Source organism: Roseivirga sp. AWQ4_251, assembly GCF_056158225.1.
This window is the reverse complement of sequence record NZ_JBSWSW010000001.1, coordinates 288,892-306,483: the sequence shown is the minus strand read 5'-3', so window position 1 is coordinate 306,483 and position 17,592 is coordinate 288,892. Positions and strand designations below refer to the sequence as shown.

Annotated in this window: 10 protein-coding genes; 8 read left to right on the top strand and 2 right to left on the bottom strand. The window is 39.9% G+C overall.

From position 1 onward, the window contains the following. Window positions 1–642, bottom strand: coding sequence for an O-methyltransferase (locus ACXACJ_RS01480; protein ID WP_475132488.1), 642 nt, complete (start codon window positions 640–642; stop codon window positions 1–3). Next, the gene (locus ACXACJ_RS01475) at window positions 642–1,877 is read right to left on the bottom strand and encodes a M16 family metallopeptidase (RefSeq protein WP_475135062.1); all 1,236 of its coding nucleotides are present in this window, start codon (window positions 1,875–1,877) and stop codon (window positions 642–644) included. Before ACXACJ_RS01475 ends, ACXACJ_RS01480 begins: the two co-directional genes overlap by 1 nt. A gap of 196 nt (window positions 1,878–2,073) precedes the next feature. Between ACXACJ_RS01475 and ACXACJ_RS01470 the strand changes: the two genes are divergently transcribed. The 8 genes from ACXACJ_RS01470 to ACXACJ_RS01435 all read left to right on the top strand — a co-directional run bounded on the left by ACXACJ_RS01470 (window position 2,074) and on the right by ACXACJ_RS01435 (window position 17,529). Beyond that, window positions 2,074–3,060 carry a glycosyltransferase family 9 protein gene (locus tag ACXACJ_RS01470; protein ID WP_475132487.1) on the top strand — a complete coding sequence of 329 codons (987 nt, stop codon included), beginning with the start codon at window positions 2,074–2,076 and terminating at the stop codon, window positions 3,058–3,060. A 105-nt stretch (window positions 3,061–3,165) separates the two neighbouring features. Next, window positions 3,166–4,455 (top strand): aminopeptidase P N-terminal domain-containing protein, encoded by a 1,290-nt coding sequence (locus ACXACJ_RS01465; protein WP_475132486.1) that lies wholly within the window; start codon window positions 3,166–3,168, stop codon window positions 4,453–4,455. Between the two features lie 3 nt (window positions 4,456–4,458). Next, window positions 4,459–4,899, top strand: a complete 441-nt coding sequence (locus ACXACJ_RS01460) for a GNAT family N-acetyltransferase (RefSeq protein ID WP_475132485.1) — start codon at window positions 4,459–4,461, stop codon at window positions 4,897–4,899. After that, on the top strand, window positions 4,896–5,177 hold the full coding sequence (locus ACXACJ_RS01455) for a hypothetical protein (RefSeq protein ID WP_475132484.1): 282 nt from the start codon (window positions 4,896–4,898) through the stop codon (window positions 5,175–5,177). Before ACXACJ_RS01460 ends, ACXACJ_RS01455 begins: the two co-directional genes overlap by 4 nt. A gap of 5 nt (window positions 5,178–5,182) precedes the next feature. Continuing rightward, complete coding sequence (locus ACXACJ_RS01450) at window positions 5,183–5,596, top strand: RidA family protein (protein ID WP_475132483.1); 414 nt, start codon at window positions 5,183–5,185, stop codon at window positions 5,594–5,596. 104 nt (window positions 5,597–5,700) lie between these two features. Continuing rightward, a complete protein-coding gene (locus tag ACXACJ_RS01445) occupies window positions 5,701–8,061 on the top strand; it encodes an alpha/beta hydrolase family protein (protein ID WP_475132482.1) in 2,361 nt (786 codons plus the stop codon). A 165-nt stretch (window positions 8,062–8,226) separates the two neighbouring features. Further along, window positions 8,227–8,763 (top strand): mechanosensitive ion channel family protein, encoded by a 537-nt coding sequence (locus ACXACJ_RS01440; protein WP_475132481.1) that lies wholly within the window; start codon window positions 8,227–8,229, stop codon window positions 8,761–8,763. 393 nt (window positions 8,764–9,156) lie between these two features. Then, entirely contained in the window at window positions 9,157–17,529 is an 8,373-nt protein-coding gene (locus ACXACJ_RS01435; RefSeq protein WP_475132480.1) for a collagen-binding domain-containing protein, read from the top strand. The last annotated feature ends 63 nt before the right edge of the window (window positions 17,530–17,592 follow it).

Below are 17,592 nucleotides of genomic sequence, written 5' to 3'. Positions count from 1 at the left end.
TTATTTTTTTCTTAACACCATTAAGCCATCCCTGATCGGCAAAAGTACATTTTCAACGCGATCATCTTCATGGGTCAAACGGTTAAAATCCAGGATTGCTTGTGTATCCTTGTCTATTTTCTTTTCATTTTGAACGACTTTGCCGCTCCACAACACATTATCGGCTATAATAAAGCCTCCTGGCCGTACCTTATCGAGCACTAATTTAAAGTAATTGTAGTAATTAATTTTATCGGCATCCACAAAAACCAAATCGAAAGGCCCTTCAATTTCAGGAAGAATATCCAACGCATTCCCTATGCGATAATCGATCATATCAGAAAGGCCCGCCTCTTGAAAATAGCCTCGCACCATTTCTTCAACTTCTTCATTTTTATCTATGGTGAAAAGCTTACCGCCTTCTACCATACCTTCGGCCAAACAAATAGCAGAATAACCAGTATAAGTACCAATCTCTAAAACGCGAGAAGGCCTGAGCATATGGCTAATCATAGAAAGCGTTCTACCTTGCAAATGGCCCGAAATCATTCGGGGTTTCATCACTTTAAGGTTCGTTTCACGATCTAACTGAACCAACAAGTTCGTTTCAGGAGCTGTATGCTGTTCTACATATTTCCGGATAGGATCGGGAATAAAATCCATTAATTCTCTGGTAAAAAGGTTAGATGACTCAATCGGTTTTCCTCTAATTGATCGTTCGCAACTTCAATCAGTTTTTCAGAGCTAAGGCTTCTGATTTTCTCGAAAATACGGTCTAGGCTGTGTATTTTATCCATATCTAAAATACTCTTGCCCATCATCAACATAAGGCTGGTATTATTTTCTTCGGCCATAGCCAACTGACCGATCAATTGCTCTTTAGCCATGTGAAGTTGAAGCGTACCCAAAGGCACTTCTCTCAATTTCTGCAATTCCTTCAACACAAGTTTTCTGCCCTTTTCCAATTGGCTAGGTTCTGTTCCGAAGAAGATGGAAAAAAGGCCTGTATCAGAAAACGGATGATAGCCAGCCTCTATATTATATACGAAGCCATATTTTTCACGAAGCGCCATATTAAGCCTTGAGTTCATCCCTGGCCCGCCTAGAATATTCATAAGCATGAAGAAAGGCAACCTATTTTTGTTCCCGAGTTCATAAGCCGTGGCTCCAATTGCGCAATGCGATTGAGTGATGTTTCTTTTAATTACTTCTCTTCCCGGAATGTAATCACCGAAAAGAACGCGCTCTTTTTGTCCCTCATGATGCGGGATAGGCTGAAAATATTTCTCCGCCAATTTCTTCACCTTTTTTAAAGGCACATTTCCTACGCAGGAAAAAACCACCCTTTCGGTGTTCAAATTGCTTTTGATAAACTGCTTGAAATCGTCTCGGGTAAAGGAATTCACACTACTTGCTGTGCCTAGAATATTCTTGCCCAGCGGATGGTCTCCAAACACAACTCTATCAAATTCATCTTGAATGGCATCTTCTGGGCTATCATGATATAAGGACATTTCTTCCAGAATAACCCCTCTCTCCTTCTCGATTTGCTTTTCAGGAAAAATAGAGTCGAAGGTAATATCCTGAAGTAATTCGAAGGCAGAGTCCATGTGCTTATCAAGCACTGAGGCATAAAAACAGATTTTCTCTTTGGTAGTATAAGCATTCAATTCGCCACCAACGGCATCGAGCTTATTTAGAATATGAAAAGCCTTTCGCTTTTTGGTGCCTTTAAAAGCCATGTGCTCCCAAAAGTGAGCGATCCCCAATTGTTCTTCACGTTCATCGCGGCTTCCAATATCCAAGATAAATCCGCAATGGATGATCTTTGTATTGTTCACCTCCTTGTGCACCACACGAATGCCATTGGGCAAAGTAAAAAGGTTGTAGTCTACCATTACAGAATTAATCAAGCTGCAAAGTTATAAGAATAAGCTGTTGTGCTAACCATATTAATCAGTTAACTATCAAACAACTATTCTTAGTTAAATAAATTAGCTTACTATTAAGAATAAGATTCGAAAAGAAGTTCCTACTCCACTTATCTATGCATTTTCAACCTGAGCAAACTAGAACCCTTATATTTGCTTTCGAATGAGCTACAAGAAAATCCTTATTGTTCAAACTGCATTTATTGGTGATGTAATTTTAGCGACCTCGTTAATCGAGAAGCTAAACCAGTATTACCCTGAAGCGGCTATCGACTTTTTACTAAGAAAAGGAAACGAAGCTCTACTAAAGAATCACCCTAAACTGCAGCAAGTCCTGATTTGGGATAAAAAAGGAGGTAAGTACAAAAACCTTTTTAAGCTTATTAGCCAAATCAGAAAAGAGCAGTACGACTTGGTGATCAATGTGCAACGTTTTGCCAACTCCGGCTTTCTCACCGCCAGAAGTGGCGCCAAAGAAAAAATCGGTTTTGACAAAAACCCGTTTAGCTGGGCGTTCACAAAAAAGGTAAAGCATCAAATAGAAGAAGGTGTTCACGAAGTTCAGCGCAATAATGAACTGATCAAAGACATCACCGATGCTCAAATTCAACGCCCTGTACTCTACCCAAGCGAAGCCCACTTTGCTAAAGTAGAACCGTACAAATCAGAGCCCTTTCTTGTTATGGCTCCAGCTTCCGTTTGGTTCACCAAGCAATTCCCTAAAGAGAAGTGGGTGGAGCTTATTCAACACCTAAATTTTCAGGGGAAGATTTATCTGATTGGTGCGCCAGATGACCAAAAGCTTTGTGAAGAAATTATTGAAACCAGTGGTGCGCCCAATGCAGAAAGCCTCTGTGGAAAACTGAACTTGCTGGAATCGGCCGCACTAATGCGTGATTCCCAAATGAATTACGTAAACGACTCAGCACCCATGCATTTGGCCACGGCAATGAATGCAAAAACCACAGCCATATATTGTTCCACAGTTCCTGAGTTTGGCTTTGGTCCTTTGGCCGATGGCGCTAAAATCGTTGAAGTTTCCGAAAAACTAGACTGCCGTCCTTGCGGTCTTCATGGTTTTAGAGAGTGCCCAAAAAGCCATTTTAAATGTGGAAGAGATATTGAAGTAGAAAAACTGCTTTTAGACTAGTCTGCCACATTCTAACTAGCTTTCGATAAACATTCTCCACCCTTCAACGCTTGGTCTTGTAAACATTTCCTGCTTAATTCGCTCGAAACCAAAAAAGCACTGATCATGAGATACGAAGCTATAGGAAAAGACCTTTTCATAAAAAACAGAGAGAAGCTAAAAGCCAAACTCAAGCCTAATTCCGCTGTGGTGGTTTGCTCGAACGACATTATGCCCACCAATGCCGATGGCACCATGGTTTTCCGCCAAAACAGCAACATGCTCTACCTTTCGGGAATCGATCAGGAAGAATCAACTTTGGTTATTGCGCCCGATTTTCCTGATCCAAAATTCAGGGAGGTTTTATTCCTTAGAGAAACCAACGAGCATATTGCCGTTTGGGAAGGCCACAAATACACTCAAGACGAAGCCACCGAAACTTCAGGTATTACTACGGTAATTTGGAACGATAAATTCGAAAACATTTTCAACACCATTCTGGCCGAAACAGACAATATTTATCTCTACCAAAACGAGCATATTCGCAACGCTACAGAAGTTGAAACCCGAACTGACCGATTCAACAAATGGTGCCATGAAAAATATCCTAACTACGAATATCAAAGGCTAGCACCAACCATTTACGACTTAAGAACTGTAAAAGAAAGTCGTGAAATTGAACTGATGCAAACCGCATGCGACATTACTGAAAAGGCTTTCAGAAGAGTATTAAAATTCACTAAGCCTGGTGTTTGGGAATACGAAATCGAGGCTGAGTTTCTTCACGAATTTGTAAGAAATAAATCGAAGGGTTTTGCCTACACACCAATTATTGGAGGTGGGGCAAATGCTTGCGTGCTCCACTATATAGAAAATAAAGATCAGCTGAAAGATGGCGATTTGATGCTTTTGGATGTTGGGGCAGAATATGCTAACTACAATGCAGACATGACCCGAACAATCCCTGTAAACGGGCGTTTCAGCAAGCGCCAAAGAGAAGTTTACGATGCCGTTTTAAGAGTCAAAAAAGAAGCTACCGCCATGCTGACCCCGGGCAATCGCATTCCTGAATACCATAAAGAAGTAGGCAAAATCATGACCAGCGAACTGATTGGCCTTGGGCTTTTAGATCAAACTGATGTTAAAAATGAAAACCCAGATTGGCCAGCTTACAAAAAGTACTTCATGCATGGCACTTCACATCATATCGGCTTGGACGTACACGATGTAGCAAGCATTTACACCGAATTCAAACCTGGAATGGTATTTACTGTAGAACCAGGCATTTACATTCCTGAAGAAGGCATTGGTTTGAGGCTTGAAGACGATGAACTTATCACCGAAAACGGAACTCATAATTTAATGAGAAATATTCCGCTGGAAGCTGAAGAAATCGAAGAAGTAATGAACTCCTAAACCATGGAGATAGAAATAATAGAGGGCACATTAAAAGATGCCCTCTTTGTTTTAAATCAATTGCCTGAATTCGATCCACTCTTCTCTCCAAGTTATTACGAAGATAAAGTCAAGGGCAAAAACCACCTCATTTTACTAGCCAGAGCAGATGGGCAACTCGCGGGTTGTAAAGTAGGCTATGATAAATACAGAGATGGATCTTTTTATAGTTGGCTAGGCGGGGTTTCTCCGAAGTTCAGAAGACTGGGGATTGCTAAAAAGCTTGCTGTAGAGCAAGAAAATTGGGCAAAGCAAAAAGGCTACGAGAGTGTAAAGTTTAAAACACTCAATCGGCACAAAAAAATGCTAACTTTTGCCATCAATCATGGCTTTAACATCTACAACCTAAAGCCAAAAGATGAGTTAGAGAATTATCGGATTGAACTTATAAAACACCTTTTATGAACGCAGCAGCAGGAGCCGCAGCGCAAGCTGCCATTCAACAAGCCATTAAAGCCTCTGGCGCCATAGTCAAAATCGATCCCAATGATTTCACTCGATTAATAAGCAAAATGGACAACGGCTTGGTAATAGAACATCAAGGCACATTGCTTTTTAAAAGCGTTTTCAAATACAGCACATCTTACAAAGGCTTTATTTTCTATTGCCGAAGTAATGAGAAAATCTCTGTTCCTACAAGGCTAGAAAAAATCTCATCTAAACATTTCTGGGTTCCACAATAAATATCATGAGCAGCAAACTAAACTCTGAAAGAGCTCCCGAGCCAGTAGGCCTTTATCCACATGCTAGAACTGTGGGCAACTTGTTATTTCTCTCTGGCGTAGGCCCCAGAGAAAGAGGAACGAAGAAAATCCCTGGCGTTGAGCTTAATGAAGAAGGCGAAATAATCTCCTACGACATTGAAACTCAATGTCATTCAGTTTTCAAAAATGTAAGACTCATTTTAGAAGACGCTGGCAGTAGCTGGGATCAATTGGTTGACGTAACTGTTTTTCTCACCAATATGAAAGATGATTTTGCCACTTACAATAGAGTTTATGCCGAATATTTTAAAGAAAATCAGCCCTGCAGAACTACTGTAGAAATTAACTCGCTCCCCACACCAATTGCAATTGAACTGAAATGTATAGCAGTAATTTAGCAAACAATAAACAGTAATATTCAACCAAAGAAATCACACCAAGATCTTCTTTTGATTTGAATGTCAAAGTTTTATGAGTAGATTTTGATTCTCATAAATCTGACATGATTCATTTTTTCAAAAAGACGGCTCAAAAGCTAAAAGTATTTTTTCAAAAATTCACACCAGGCAAAAAGGCTTGGAAAGGAGCCAGCAAAGCCGTTGCTACAACAGCCATTGTAGCATGGATTATTGCATCCGCATTCATGTTTATTGTAGAACCCGGCACTTTATCAGGAGTAATACCTGTCATGCTCGGGCCAATCATCGCTTTCTTAATTAGCTGTGGCGTAATTTTGAGCTTATGGCTACTCAACAAACTCCCAAAGAAATTTCTATGGGTTTTACCGGGCAGCATTTTCTTAACCACGTTCTTTTTTGGAGATGAATTGCAATGGAAATTCCCATTACTTCTTATTGCATTTTCAGCTTTGGCCGGTGCAGGAATTTACGCCTTGGCTAAATCAAACCGTTCTGAATTGACTGTCATTCAAAAGCTCACTTCAGTATTTGGAATTTTAGCAGGTTTAGCAGGGCTTATTTGGGGACTCATTTGGATTTTTGACACTGGCAGCAAACCTGAAATCGAACATTTCAATGCTGCTATATTGGCCAATTATCAACCTCCGCACATTGATTATTATCATCCCGGAGAACCCGGAGAATTTGAGTTTGAAACCCTATTTTATGGTAGCGGGAAAGACAAACAAAGAGAAGAATTCTCCGAAAAAGTATCGATAAAAACCGACTCTATCGATGGCTCCAGACTGTTGGATAATTGGGAAGGCTTGTCAGGAAATTTGCGAACCAAATTCTGGGGATTCGATGCAAAAGCACTGCCGTTAAACGGAAGAGTTTGGTTTCCGAAAGGGGATGGAAGTTTCCCTTTGGCGTTAATGGTCCATGGAAATCACGGTATGGAAGATTTTTCTGATCCGGGATACGCCTATTTAGGAGAACTTCTTGCTAGCCATGGAATCATAATGGTAAGCGTTGACGAAAACTTCTTGAACAGTTCATGGAAAGACATGATTTCCGGTGGTTTAGATGAAGAAAACGATGCTAGAGGCTGGCTTTTACTAGAACACTTGAAAAAGTGGCAAAAATGGAATGAAGATTCAACTTCTGTTTTCTACAAAAAGGTTGACATGAAAAACATTGCTGTAATGGGACATTCTCGTGGAGGAGAAGCCGCTGCCATTGCTGCATTTTTCAATAAGCTAGACTATTACTCCGATAATGCGAAACAGAAATTTGACTTCCATTTTAACATTAAATCCGTTGTGGCCATTGCTCCTGTAGATGGTCAATACACTCCGGGAAACACGGGCACTCCGTTAGAGAACGTAAACTACCTCGTTCTTCATGGCGCCAATGATGGTGATGTTCAATCCTTCGCAGGGTTGCGCCAGTATGAAAGAGTTAAATTCACGGATTCACTTTACCATTTTAAATCAGCAGTTTACATATATGGAGCCAATCATGGCCAATTCAACACCACCTGGGGCAACTCAGATTCGCCTCAGCCTTTTGCCTCTCTGTTAAACAAAAAAGCACTAATGCCTATGGAAGACCAGCTGGGTATTGGAAAGACTTATATCAGTGCTTTTCTTCAGGCAACACTTCAGGAAAACAGAGCTTACGAGCCATTTTTCAAGGATTATAGGCAAGGCAGAGATTGGATTAAACCAACCATTTACTTAAATCAATATGAAAATTCTGACTGGCAGATTATAGCTGATTTTGAAGAGGATTTAGACCTTACAACCACTTCTTCGGGAGGAAAAATCAATACCGAAAACCTTACAGTTTGGAAAGAAAAAACTGTCGGAATGAAATGGGGCGATAAGGACACGAGAGCTGTCTACATAGGCTGGGACAGTCTGGCCTATGAAGGTGAAATAGCATCGATAGAGTTTGAAATACCGAAAGAATTGAATTTCACTGGAACTTCTACCTTAACCTTTGAACTTTCCGAAAGCGATGAGAACAGTTACCCTGACAAAGAAAGAGATGAAGAGCTAAAAAATGCGGCCAACAATTCTGAGAATGAAGAATTTACAGAAGAAAATTCAGTAGAAGAAAGTGAAAGCAATAATGAAGAGGATGAGGAAAAAGAAGAAGAAAAAGCACCTTTCCCTATTGACTTCAGCATTCTTTTAACCGATAGGCATGGTAATACGGCCGAACTAAAACTAAGCGATTACAGCTATCTTCAGAGGCAAATCACAGTTGATGTACTTAAAAATCCTGAACTGCAAACAAACGACAGATCGGAAGCTGTTTACAATACTTTTTTTATTGATCCTCGCTACATCGCTACAGTCCACGGACTATTTGATTTTGAGCGACTTCACAAAGTGAAATTCATTTTTGACCAGACCGCTCAGGGGGTAATAATTATCGACAAACTAGCAGTTCATTAGTCCCAATTTAGTCCCATTCAGCAACATTTTTCCCAGTATGGGACATCGCCCAATATATGTAGTATAAAATAAGTCATTCACAACGACTTAAGTAGGGTTTACATACATACATGCGTAGTTGGTACGTTGATTGATATTTTTTGTATCAAAAAACAACAATCTGTCATGAACACCACTACTGAAAAACACTTAGGATTTGGCCAAGACACCATCGTTAACATGGTGAGTGGGCTATTTTTAAGAATCCTGAAACCTTTCAAACAAGGTGACTTCATTGAAATCAAAGGAGAACTTGGTTCCGTTACTCGAAAAGGATGGATTTCTAGCGAAATCAACACTATCGATGGCGAAACCTTAACTGTTCAAAACAGCCGATTTTTCACAGAAAGCCTTCATAACCTTACTTCAAAAAACATTATCAGAATGGATTTCACTTTCAAAGTGAGCTACTCTGCAAATATGACCGAGGTAAAACAAGTGCTTTTCGATGCATTGAAAAAAGAAGAGCTAATCCTTGATGCTCCAAAACCAAAAATTTCTGTAGTCAAACTTCACCCAAACCATTTAGAAATTCAAGTAAGTCCATGGTGCTTACTAGACTACTACATGGATTTGGAAAGCCAATTAGGAGAAACTCTGAATGCGACAATGATTGCTAATGGCTTTGACTTAGACAATCAGGTTTTGAGAGGAATCGCTTAGACAGAGGAATAGAATAACGTTGGCAATTTCATAAGGAGATTGCTCTAAATAATATTGAAATATTGGGGTTGAGCTAAAGACTGCTTCTTCTTGAAAAACTTAAGACAACTTGATTTTACAAAAGCTAAGTGAATTGAGAACTAACGAGTTAGAAGAAAATTAAATTCACAAAAAAGTATGTGAAAAACATTTTTTTGTATATTTGACCGCCTTTCGCATAAACCCAACTCCTCATCCGGAATTGAAAGTGTCCACAGCTCTTTCAATTGAAGTTTCGGAGAGGCTTGACTTAGAATTCCTTTAACCAAAATGTGTGTCAATACAATGGAGAAATCCAATCTAAAGTCTCGCAAAAGACTTTTTTCATTTTTCGCTAAAAACGCTTTAACAGCAATGCTGCTCCTTGCATTGGCTGTTTTCGGCTTTAATGCCAATTCCCAAACTGTACTCAACCTGAACTCACAAGGTGTAGCAACCTTAGATGTTCAGTCATTAGGTTTGGACGATTGCTTATTAGGAAGTACTTACCTTCCAACGGGTGCTATAGGAGATGACCACGCTATGTGGTTAAGCAACAACCCAACTGCTGGAAGTTCAACTGACTTTACTTTTTTACCGGGGGCTGTTTTGACCACAGATAGCAACGGAAGCGCAACTTTGAAAGGGATTTTGGTTAACACTTCAAATTTGACAGACAAATGGAAAGTAACTCTTAACCTAACAGGGGCATACAATTGGAGTGACTGGAGTAACTTAGGAAGAACATACAAAGACGAACAAGGATTAGCGGGCAATAATTATACAGACTGGGCCTACTACATTATCGATCCTAATCAAACTAGCCAAATTGAAGGATTGGCTTTAAACGCAGGAAAAACTATTGAGCTTACACACATGCCTGCAAACTATAACTTAGGCTTTCAGCTTGGAGTTGGCGCTAACAATAAGAATTCAGGTTTTGGAATGTCTGGATGGTTTAGCTATTCTTTTGATGGACAGAATTATCACCAAGGGGATTTCAACTTAGATTTAACTGGTGTAACTCGTGAAATTTCTAGAAGCGCAAGCCAAACTACTTTTGGCTGTAATGATTTAGGACTAAATACCATCATTGTAACTTCTGAAGATCAATTCGGAAACCTATGCACACAAGAAGTTTTAGTTGATGTTAAAGATGTAACCCCTCCAACCGTTGTAACTAAAAACATTACTAAATACTTAAATTCAGTTGGATCAGTAACAATCAGCCCAACTGATGTTATTAATTTCAATTGCTTGACAGGAGGAATTTCAAGCATTAATGGCCCTGAGAAATTTGAATTCGGAAGCTTTATCGAAGCCACTCCAGGTGCTGGTGACGAAATCACATTCTTTGGAGCTCCTTGTACCACAGATAATTGTGGAATAGCTTCTTACAAAATCAGCAAATCCACCTTCTCTTGTAATGATGCGGGCGAAAACATCATTACTGTAACCGTTACTGATAAAAGTGGGAATGTAACTACTGAAACTGCAGTTGTTACTATTAAGGATAGTTCAATCCCTGTTGCTAAAGCGAAAAGTGCCATAATGGTTGAATTGGATGAAAATGGATTAGCCGTTATCACTCCACAGATGATCGACAATGGCTCTTACGATGCTTGCGGAAGCATCGAATTATCTCTTAACAAAACTACATTTGACTGCTCAAACATTGGTTACAACAACGTAACCTTGATCGTAAAAGACCCTAGTGGTAATACTAAAACCGCTACTTCTAAAGTAAAAGTTGTTGACAATATAGCTCCAACTGTAGTAACCCAGAACATTTCAGTTTCGTTAGGAGCCAACGGAAAAGTAGCGATCGATCCTTACAACCTTTTGGTTACATGTGAGAGTTCTTTACCAAATACAGGAACCAATGCAGGTGGTGTAACTCCTGACGGAAGTCAGATCGCTCCTATTGGTGTTCAACCATTCGTAAATGCTGCTGCTTGTACTTCAGACAATTGCTCAATTGCAACGGTTATGGCTAGTAAAGTTCAGTTTGACTGTTCTAATATTGGAGAGAATGTGGTTCAAGTTACAGTAAAAGATGCAAGTGGTAACGCAACTACAGCCACCGCAATTGTAACAATCAGCGATGTAACTCCTCCTGTGGTTAAAGCTAAAAACATTACCGTTCAACTTGATGAAAATGGTTTGGTTACTGTTACTCCAGAACAAGTTGACAATGGTTCTTCAGACAACTGCCAGGTTATTCTTTCTTTGGATCAATCAGCATTTAATTGCTCTGACATTGGAAGCAATTATGTAACTCTTTCTGGTGTTGACCCAAGTGGAAACCAAGCTTTGGCTACTGCCATTGTTACAGTAACTATTGCGGACGACTCTGCTCCTACTATCATCACTCAAGACCTTAATGTATACCTTGACGAAAATGGTCAAGCGAGCATTACTACTGAGCAAATTGACAATGGATCTTACGACAACTGTAACATCACTTTGTCTATTGATCAAACCGACTTCAATTGCTCAAACCTTGGAGCTAACACCGTTACTCTTACAGGAATTGACGCTTCAGGAAACTCGGCAAGCGGTACAGCTACAGTTACCATCTTAGATAGCATTGCACCAAATGCAATAGCTCAAGACATTACTCTTTATTTAGATGAAAACGGTAATGCAACATTAACTGCAGAACAAATCGACAATGGATCTTCTGACATTTGTGGCGTTACTTTATCAGTAGACAAAACTACTTTTGACTGTTCAGATTTAGGAACTCAACAAGTTATTCTCACTGTAACTGATGCAGCTGGCAACACTAGCACAGCGAATGCAAATGTGACTGTGATTGATAACATTGCGCCAACCGTTTCCGCCAAAAACATCACTGTTCTTCTAGATGAAAATGGCAATGCAACAATCACAGCAGATCAAGTGGATAACGGTTCTTCTGACAACTGTAATGTTATTCTTTCACTAGATAAAGTCTCTTTCAATTGTTCTGATATTGGAACTCAGACCGTAACGCTTTCAGGCGTTGATGGCAGTGGAAATGCTGCTTCTGACACGGCTATTATTACGGTAACAATTGCTGATGATACTGCCCCTGTAGTTATCACCCAAGATTTGACAGTGTATTTGGATGCTAATGGAAACGCTTCTATTACTGCGGAACAAATCGACAATGGATCTTACGACAATTGTAATATCACCTTATCATTGGATAAAACTTCTTTCAACTGTTCAGAGGTTGGAAATCAAACGGTGACGCTTTCTGCAACTGACGCGAGCGGAAACACTGCTTCTGCCACTGCTACTGTTACTGTAATTGACAACATTGCTCCAAGTGTAATTACAAATGGAAATATCACCGTAGCGATTGACGAAAATGGTGCGGCAAATATCACGCAGCAAGATGTTGTGGCCTCTATCGCTCCAGACAATTGTGGTGATGTAACCATTTCAATAAGCAAAACATCTTTCGACTGTACTAACCTAGGTCAAAATAGCATTACCGTGACTGCAACTGATGTTAACGGAAATGAAAGCACATACACAGTAATTGTAAATGTAGTAGACAATTCAACTCCGGTTTGGACTGCTCCTGAAGGAGGTTCTACTACACCAACTTCTCTTAGCCCTCTTGCTCCTGCTTTGGACTTTAACGTATTCATTAAAGATGATGCTACTTTAAAACAAAGTGAGACTGAAGGTGCCGTTGCTATCGGTGGTGATATGACTCACGAAAGCAACTACCAAATTTCGACCAACAGTGTTGGAACATTCAAAGTAGATGATGTACCTGTTTCTTTGGTAGTAGGTGGAAAAATTAACTTTGTAAGCGGTTGGGCAATTCAAATCAACCAAAACGGTTACGTAAAAATTGGTGACGCTAGTGGTTCTAAAGTTTGGTATACTGATAACAATGGTGCTTATTCTCCAATCAGAATCAACAAAGCTACTGACAGCTACTGGAGTGGACCACTAATCATGCTTCAAGCAAATGCTCAGCAATTGGGTGTTAACGCAAGTACAAACCCAGTTTTCGAATCAGGAGTTATTGATTTCGATGCTGCTTTTGCTCAGTTAGAAGATAATTCAGAGGCTTTAAGTCAATTGAGCAACAATGCTGAATTGACAAATCCTAATGGACAAGCGATCAGCAATACAAACCTTCCAAATCAGGTTAAAATCAATTTGCACGATGGACTGAATGTATTGAACGTTACAGGTAGTGATTTAAATCAAGTAACAAACTTCACTTTCAACAATCAGCCAAGCCAAAATAGAATCTTGGTTATCAATGTTGATAATCCTGGCACTTTCAACTGGAATGTGTTCAACACTGGTGGAATTGGTGAAAATGTAGCTCCTTATGTGATCTTCAACTTCTACAACACTACTTACCTTCAGGTTCAAGGAAATGGTTCTGTAATTGGTTCTTTATTGGCGCCTTTGGCTCACATTAATAAGACAAGCTGGAATAACATTTCAGGCCAAATCATTGGTAAATCAATGTATCAGGTAGGTGGTGAAAATCACAACTACGGATTTGCAGGAACAATCGAATCTGAAGGAACGGCTCAAGCAGTTATAGACGGAGCAACAGTTTCTAGAGAAGCTGACAATTGCGTTTATACAATTCAAGGTGATGAGTTTACTCCTTCTATTTCTGATAATAGCTGTGGAGATTTGGGACTTACTTACACATTATCAGGAGCTACAACTGGAAGCGGAACTGACCTTTCTGGAGTTCAGCTTAACGCTGGTGAGACCGTAATTACTTGGAGTGCTGGTGACAGCCAAAATGCAACAACTTTCAGTTTCACTGTTGAAGTTGCAGACAATACTGCCCCAACTGTAGTTACTCAAAACATCACTGTAGCTTTAGACGAAAATGGTAACGCTTCTATTACTACCGATCAAATCGACAATGGTTCTTCTGACAATTGTAACTTCACACTTTCTCTTGATAAAACTTCTTTCACTTGTGCTGAAGTAGGAAACAACACTGTAACCCTAACCGCAACCGATGCTAATGGAAACACAGCTTCTGCTACAGCCATTGTAACAGTAGTTGATAATATTGCCCCTTCAATCACGGTTAATAATGAAGTATCAATTGCAATCAATGAGAACGGATCGGCTACATTGACTCAGGAACAAGTAATCACCTCTATTTCTTCTGAAGCCTGTGGCAACGTAACTGTTACTTTCAGCAAAACTAATTTTGATTGCTCTGATCTTGGCGAAAACTTAGTTACTGTTACTGCAACTGATGCCAATGGAAACGCCACTACAGCTCAAGTAACTGTTACTGTAGTTGACAACTCAGCGCCTGTTTGGACTGGACCTGGAGTAAATACCGTTTCTGGTTCTATTAACCCTACTGCTCCTGCAATGGACTTCAACGTTTTCTTGAAAGAAGGAATTACTCTTCAAAACAACGAAACTGAAGGCGCCATGGCCGTGGGTGGTGATTTGACTCTTCAAGGAAGCTACCAAGTTTCCACTAACAGTAAAGGAAGCTTTAACGTAAATAATGTGCCTGTTACATTGGTTGTTGGTGGTAAAATCAACTATGAAAGCGGAAACGCTCTTCAAGTAAACCAAAATGGTTACATCAAAATTGGAAACGCCAACGGTTCTAAAGTTTGGTACACTGACCAAAACGGAGCGTATTCTCCAATTCGAATCACAAAAGACAATAATTATAACAGTAGCCCTTTAACCATGCTTCAGGCTCATGCCAACAGCTTAGGTGTTAGCGCTAACAACAACCCTGTTTTTGAAGCTAACGTAATTGACTTCGCTTCTGCTTTCGCTCAACTTGAAGCAAACTCAGATGCAATCAGCCAATTAGAAAACAATGCTGAATTGACCAATCCTAATGGCCAACCGATCAGCAACACAAGCCTTCCAAATCAGGTTAAAATCAATTTGCATGATGGAATCAACGTATTGAATGTGACTGGAGCAGACTTAAACAATGTTTCTGTGTTCACTTTCAACAATCAGCCAAGTCAAAACAGAATCTTGGTTATCAACGTTGACAATCCTGGCAACTTCTATTGGAATGTTTACAATACAGGTGGAATTGGTGAGCATGTTGCTCCTTATATTATATATAACTTCTACAACACTAGCTTCCTTCAAGTTCAAGGCAATGGATCAATCATTGGTTCTTTATTAGCTCCAAATACTCACATTAACAAAACAAGCTGGAACAACATTTCTGGTCAAATCATTGGCAAGTCTATGTTCCAACAAGGGGGCGAGAATCACATGTTTGGGTTTGCCGGAACTATTGAATCAGAAACTAGCACCAACACTGACCCAATCGCTCAAGGAGAAACTGTTACTAAAGAAGGCTGTAACTATACAGTTTCAGGTTCAGAATTCACTCCATCAATCAGTGACAATAGCTGCTCTGAGCTTAGCTTAAGCTATGCTTTATCAGGAGCTACTACAGGCAGCGGAACAAGCCTTTCTGGTGTAGTATTAAACGCTGGTGAAACTGAAATTACTTGGACAGCAACTGACGGACAAAACGCTACTACTTTCAGCTTCACTGTTGAAGTGGTTGATAGCACAGATCCTGTTATTGCTAACATTCCAAGCAACAAAACATATCAAATTGAAAACGGAGGTTCACAAGTAAATGCTTACTGGACTGCACCAACTGCAACAGACAACTGTGATGTTACACTAACGAGTAACTATAACTCTGGCGATGCTTTCCCAATCGGAACTACAACAGTAACCTACACCGCTACTGACGCTTCAGGAAACAGCACTTCAGCCAGCTTTACCGTTACCGTTAATTCAAGTGCAATGAATGTTGGTCTTCAAACTAAAACCTACAACACCAACTCAGGCATCTTCAACGTAAGTTGTTCAGACGCAACTGATGGTGAGGTTATGTTAGCCGTTTCTGGAGGAACTGCTCCTTATACTTACGCATGGAGCAACGGTTCTACTTCTCAGAATTTAACCAATGTTGGTATTGGCACTTACTCAGTGACTGTTACTGACCACAATGGAACTAGCATTCAGAAAAGCGTTACGCTAACTGCTCCTTCTGCAATCTCAGTAACTACTTCTGCTACCACAGAATATTCTTTGACTGGTTATGGCGATGCTAACACCATTTACTTAGGCTTTGGTGAGCAAACGGCTGTTCTTCAAGCAAACGCTACTGGCGGAAGCGGAGAATACACTTATCAGTGGTACCCAGAAGCAGAAATTGCTTGTGGATCAGGAAACAGCGTAACTGTTGCACCTCAGGCTACCACTACTTACACCGTAGTTGTTACTGACTCTAACGGATGTTCTTCTAGCGAAACTATCACTGTAAATGTGATTGATGTTAGATGTGGTGACTATAACGCTCCTGATGAGTTTGACAACGGCAATGGAGGCAGCGAAACTGAATTTGACTGTCAATGTGAAGGCAAAATGCAGAACTTCACAGTGGTTTATAATGGATTATCAGGTGTAACCATAAAAGCGGTTAAAAAAGATAGAAGCTCTGTGATTACTACTTTCACAAATGTTCAAAATGGAGATGTTATTCAAGTAAGTGGTTTCGACTTTAAAGGCAGATTGGATAGCAAAACTTATTTAGAGATTGATGGTGTACAAACAGAGATTCACACTTCTTGTTCAATCAACATTTTAGGTCAAACATATGGTCCATTCACAGTAACCGCATACACCGATGGTGAAGGTTCTAGCTGCTCAGTTTCTGAGAACGCAGGTTCGGCTAGCGACAGTAACTATGGTGGAGCAGGCAACTTTGGTGGATACACTTACGGTCAAGCTTCTGGTGATGATTATAAGGCCAACGGAGGAGAAAGTACTCAAAACAATACTTCTTCATCTGAAAATACTCAATCAGGAAGCAGCACTAACTCGGAAGGCTGTCAGTGTGAAGGTCGTATGGAAAACTTCACTGTTGTTTACTTAGGTAATTCTGGAGTGACTATTCAAGCTTACAACAAGAAGAAAAACTACCTTATTGCTACATACCAAAATGTGCAGTATGGTGACACAATTAAGGTTAATGGTTTCGATAATAAAGACAGGTTAGAAGCTAAAACTTATTTGAAGATTGACTTTACTTATTATGAAGTTCATACTTCTTGCTCAATCAATATTTTAGGTTCTGAAATCGGGCCATTCAAAGTTACCGCCTACACTGATGGAGAAGGATTTTCTTGCTCTCTTCCTTCTGAAAACAATGATAACGGTGGAAACGACAATAATGGCGGAAACGATAATAGTGGCGGATGTAATATTGAAACAATCCAATGGAGTGGAAATATCAGTATCTGCTTAAACGGAGAGTCTTTCTGCGTTAGCCAAAGTGAAGTAGCTGCATACCTTGCTCAAGGCGCTTATTTAGGCACATGTGATGGTTCTGTCTCTTCAACTTCGGTTTCTTTGAACTTAGGCACTTTAGGTGCTGAACCAGAAGAAGAGAAAGAAATTATCACTCAGAAAGAGGAAATCAAGGTAGAGATCAATGCATATCCTAATCCAACTTCAGATATAGCAAATATCAGCTTTAATGTTAATGTTGACGGCCCAGTTTCCCTAGCTGTTTACGACATGAGAGGTATGCAAATTGGCAAAACCCTTTTCGAAGAAGAGGCTCAAACCAATAGAAATTATGTAGTTGTGTTCGATGGATCTAGTGTAAAAGAAGGTATCTACCTTATTAAACTCAGAACGGCAGGTTACACCGAGACTAAAAAGCTGATGATTAAACGTTAATAGAAAACCAATCAATATAAATTGAAAGAGGTCTGCTACTGGCAGGCCTTTTTTATTGGCTCT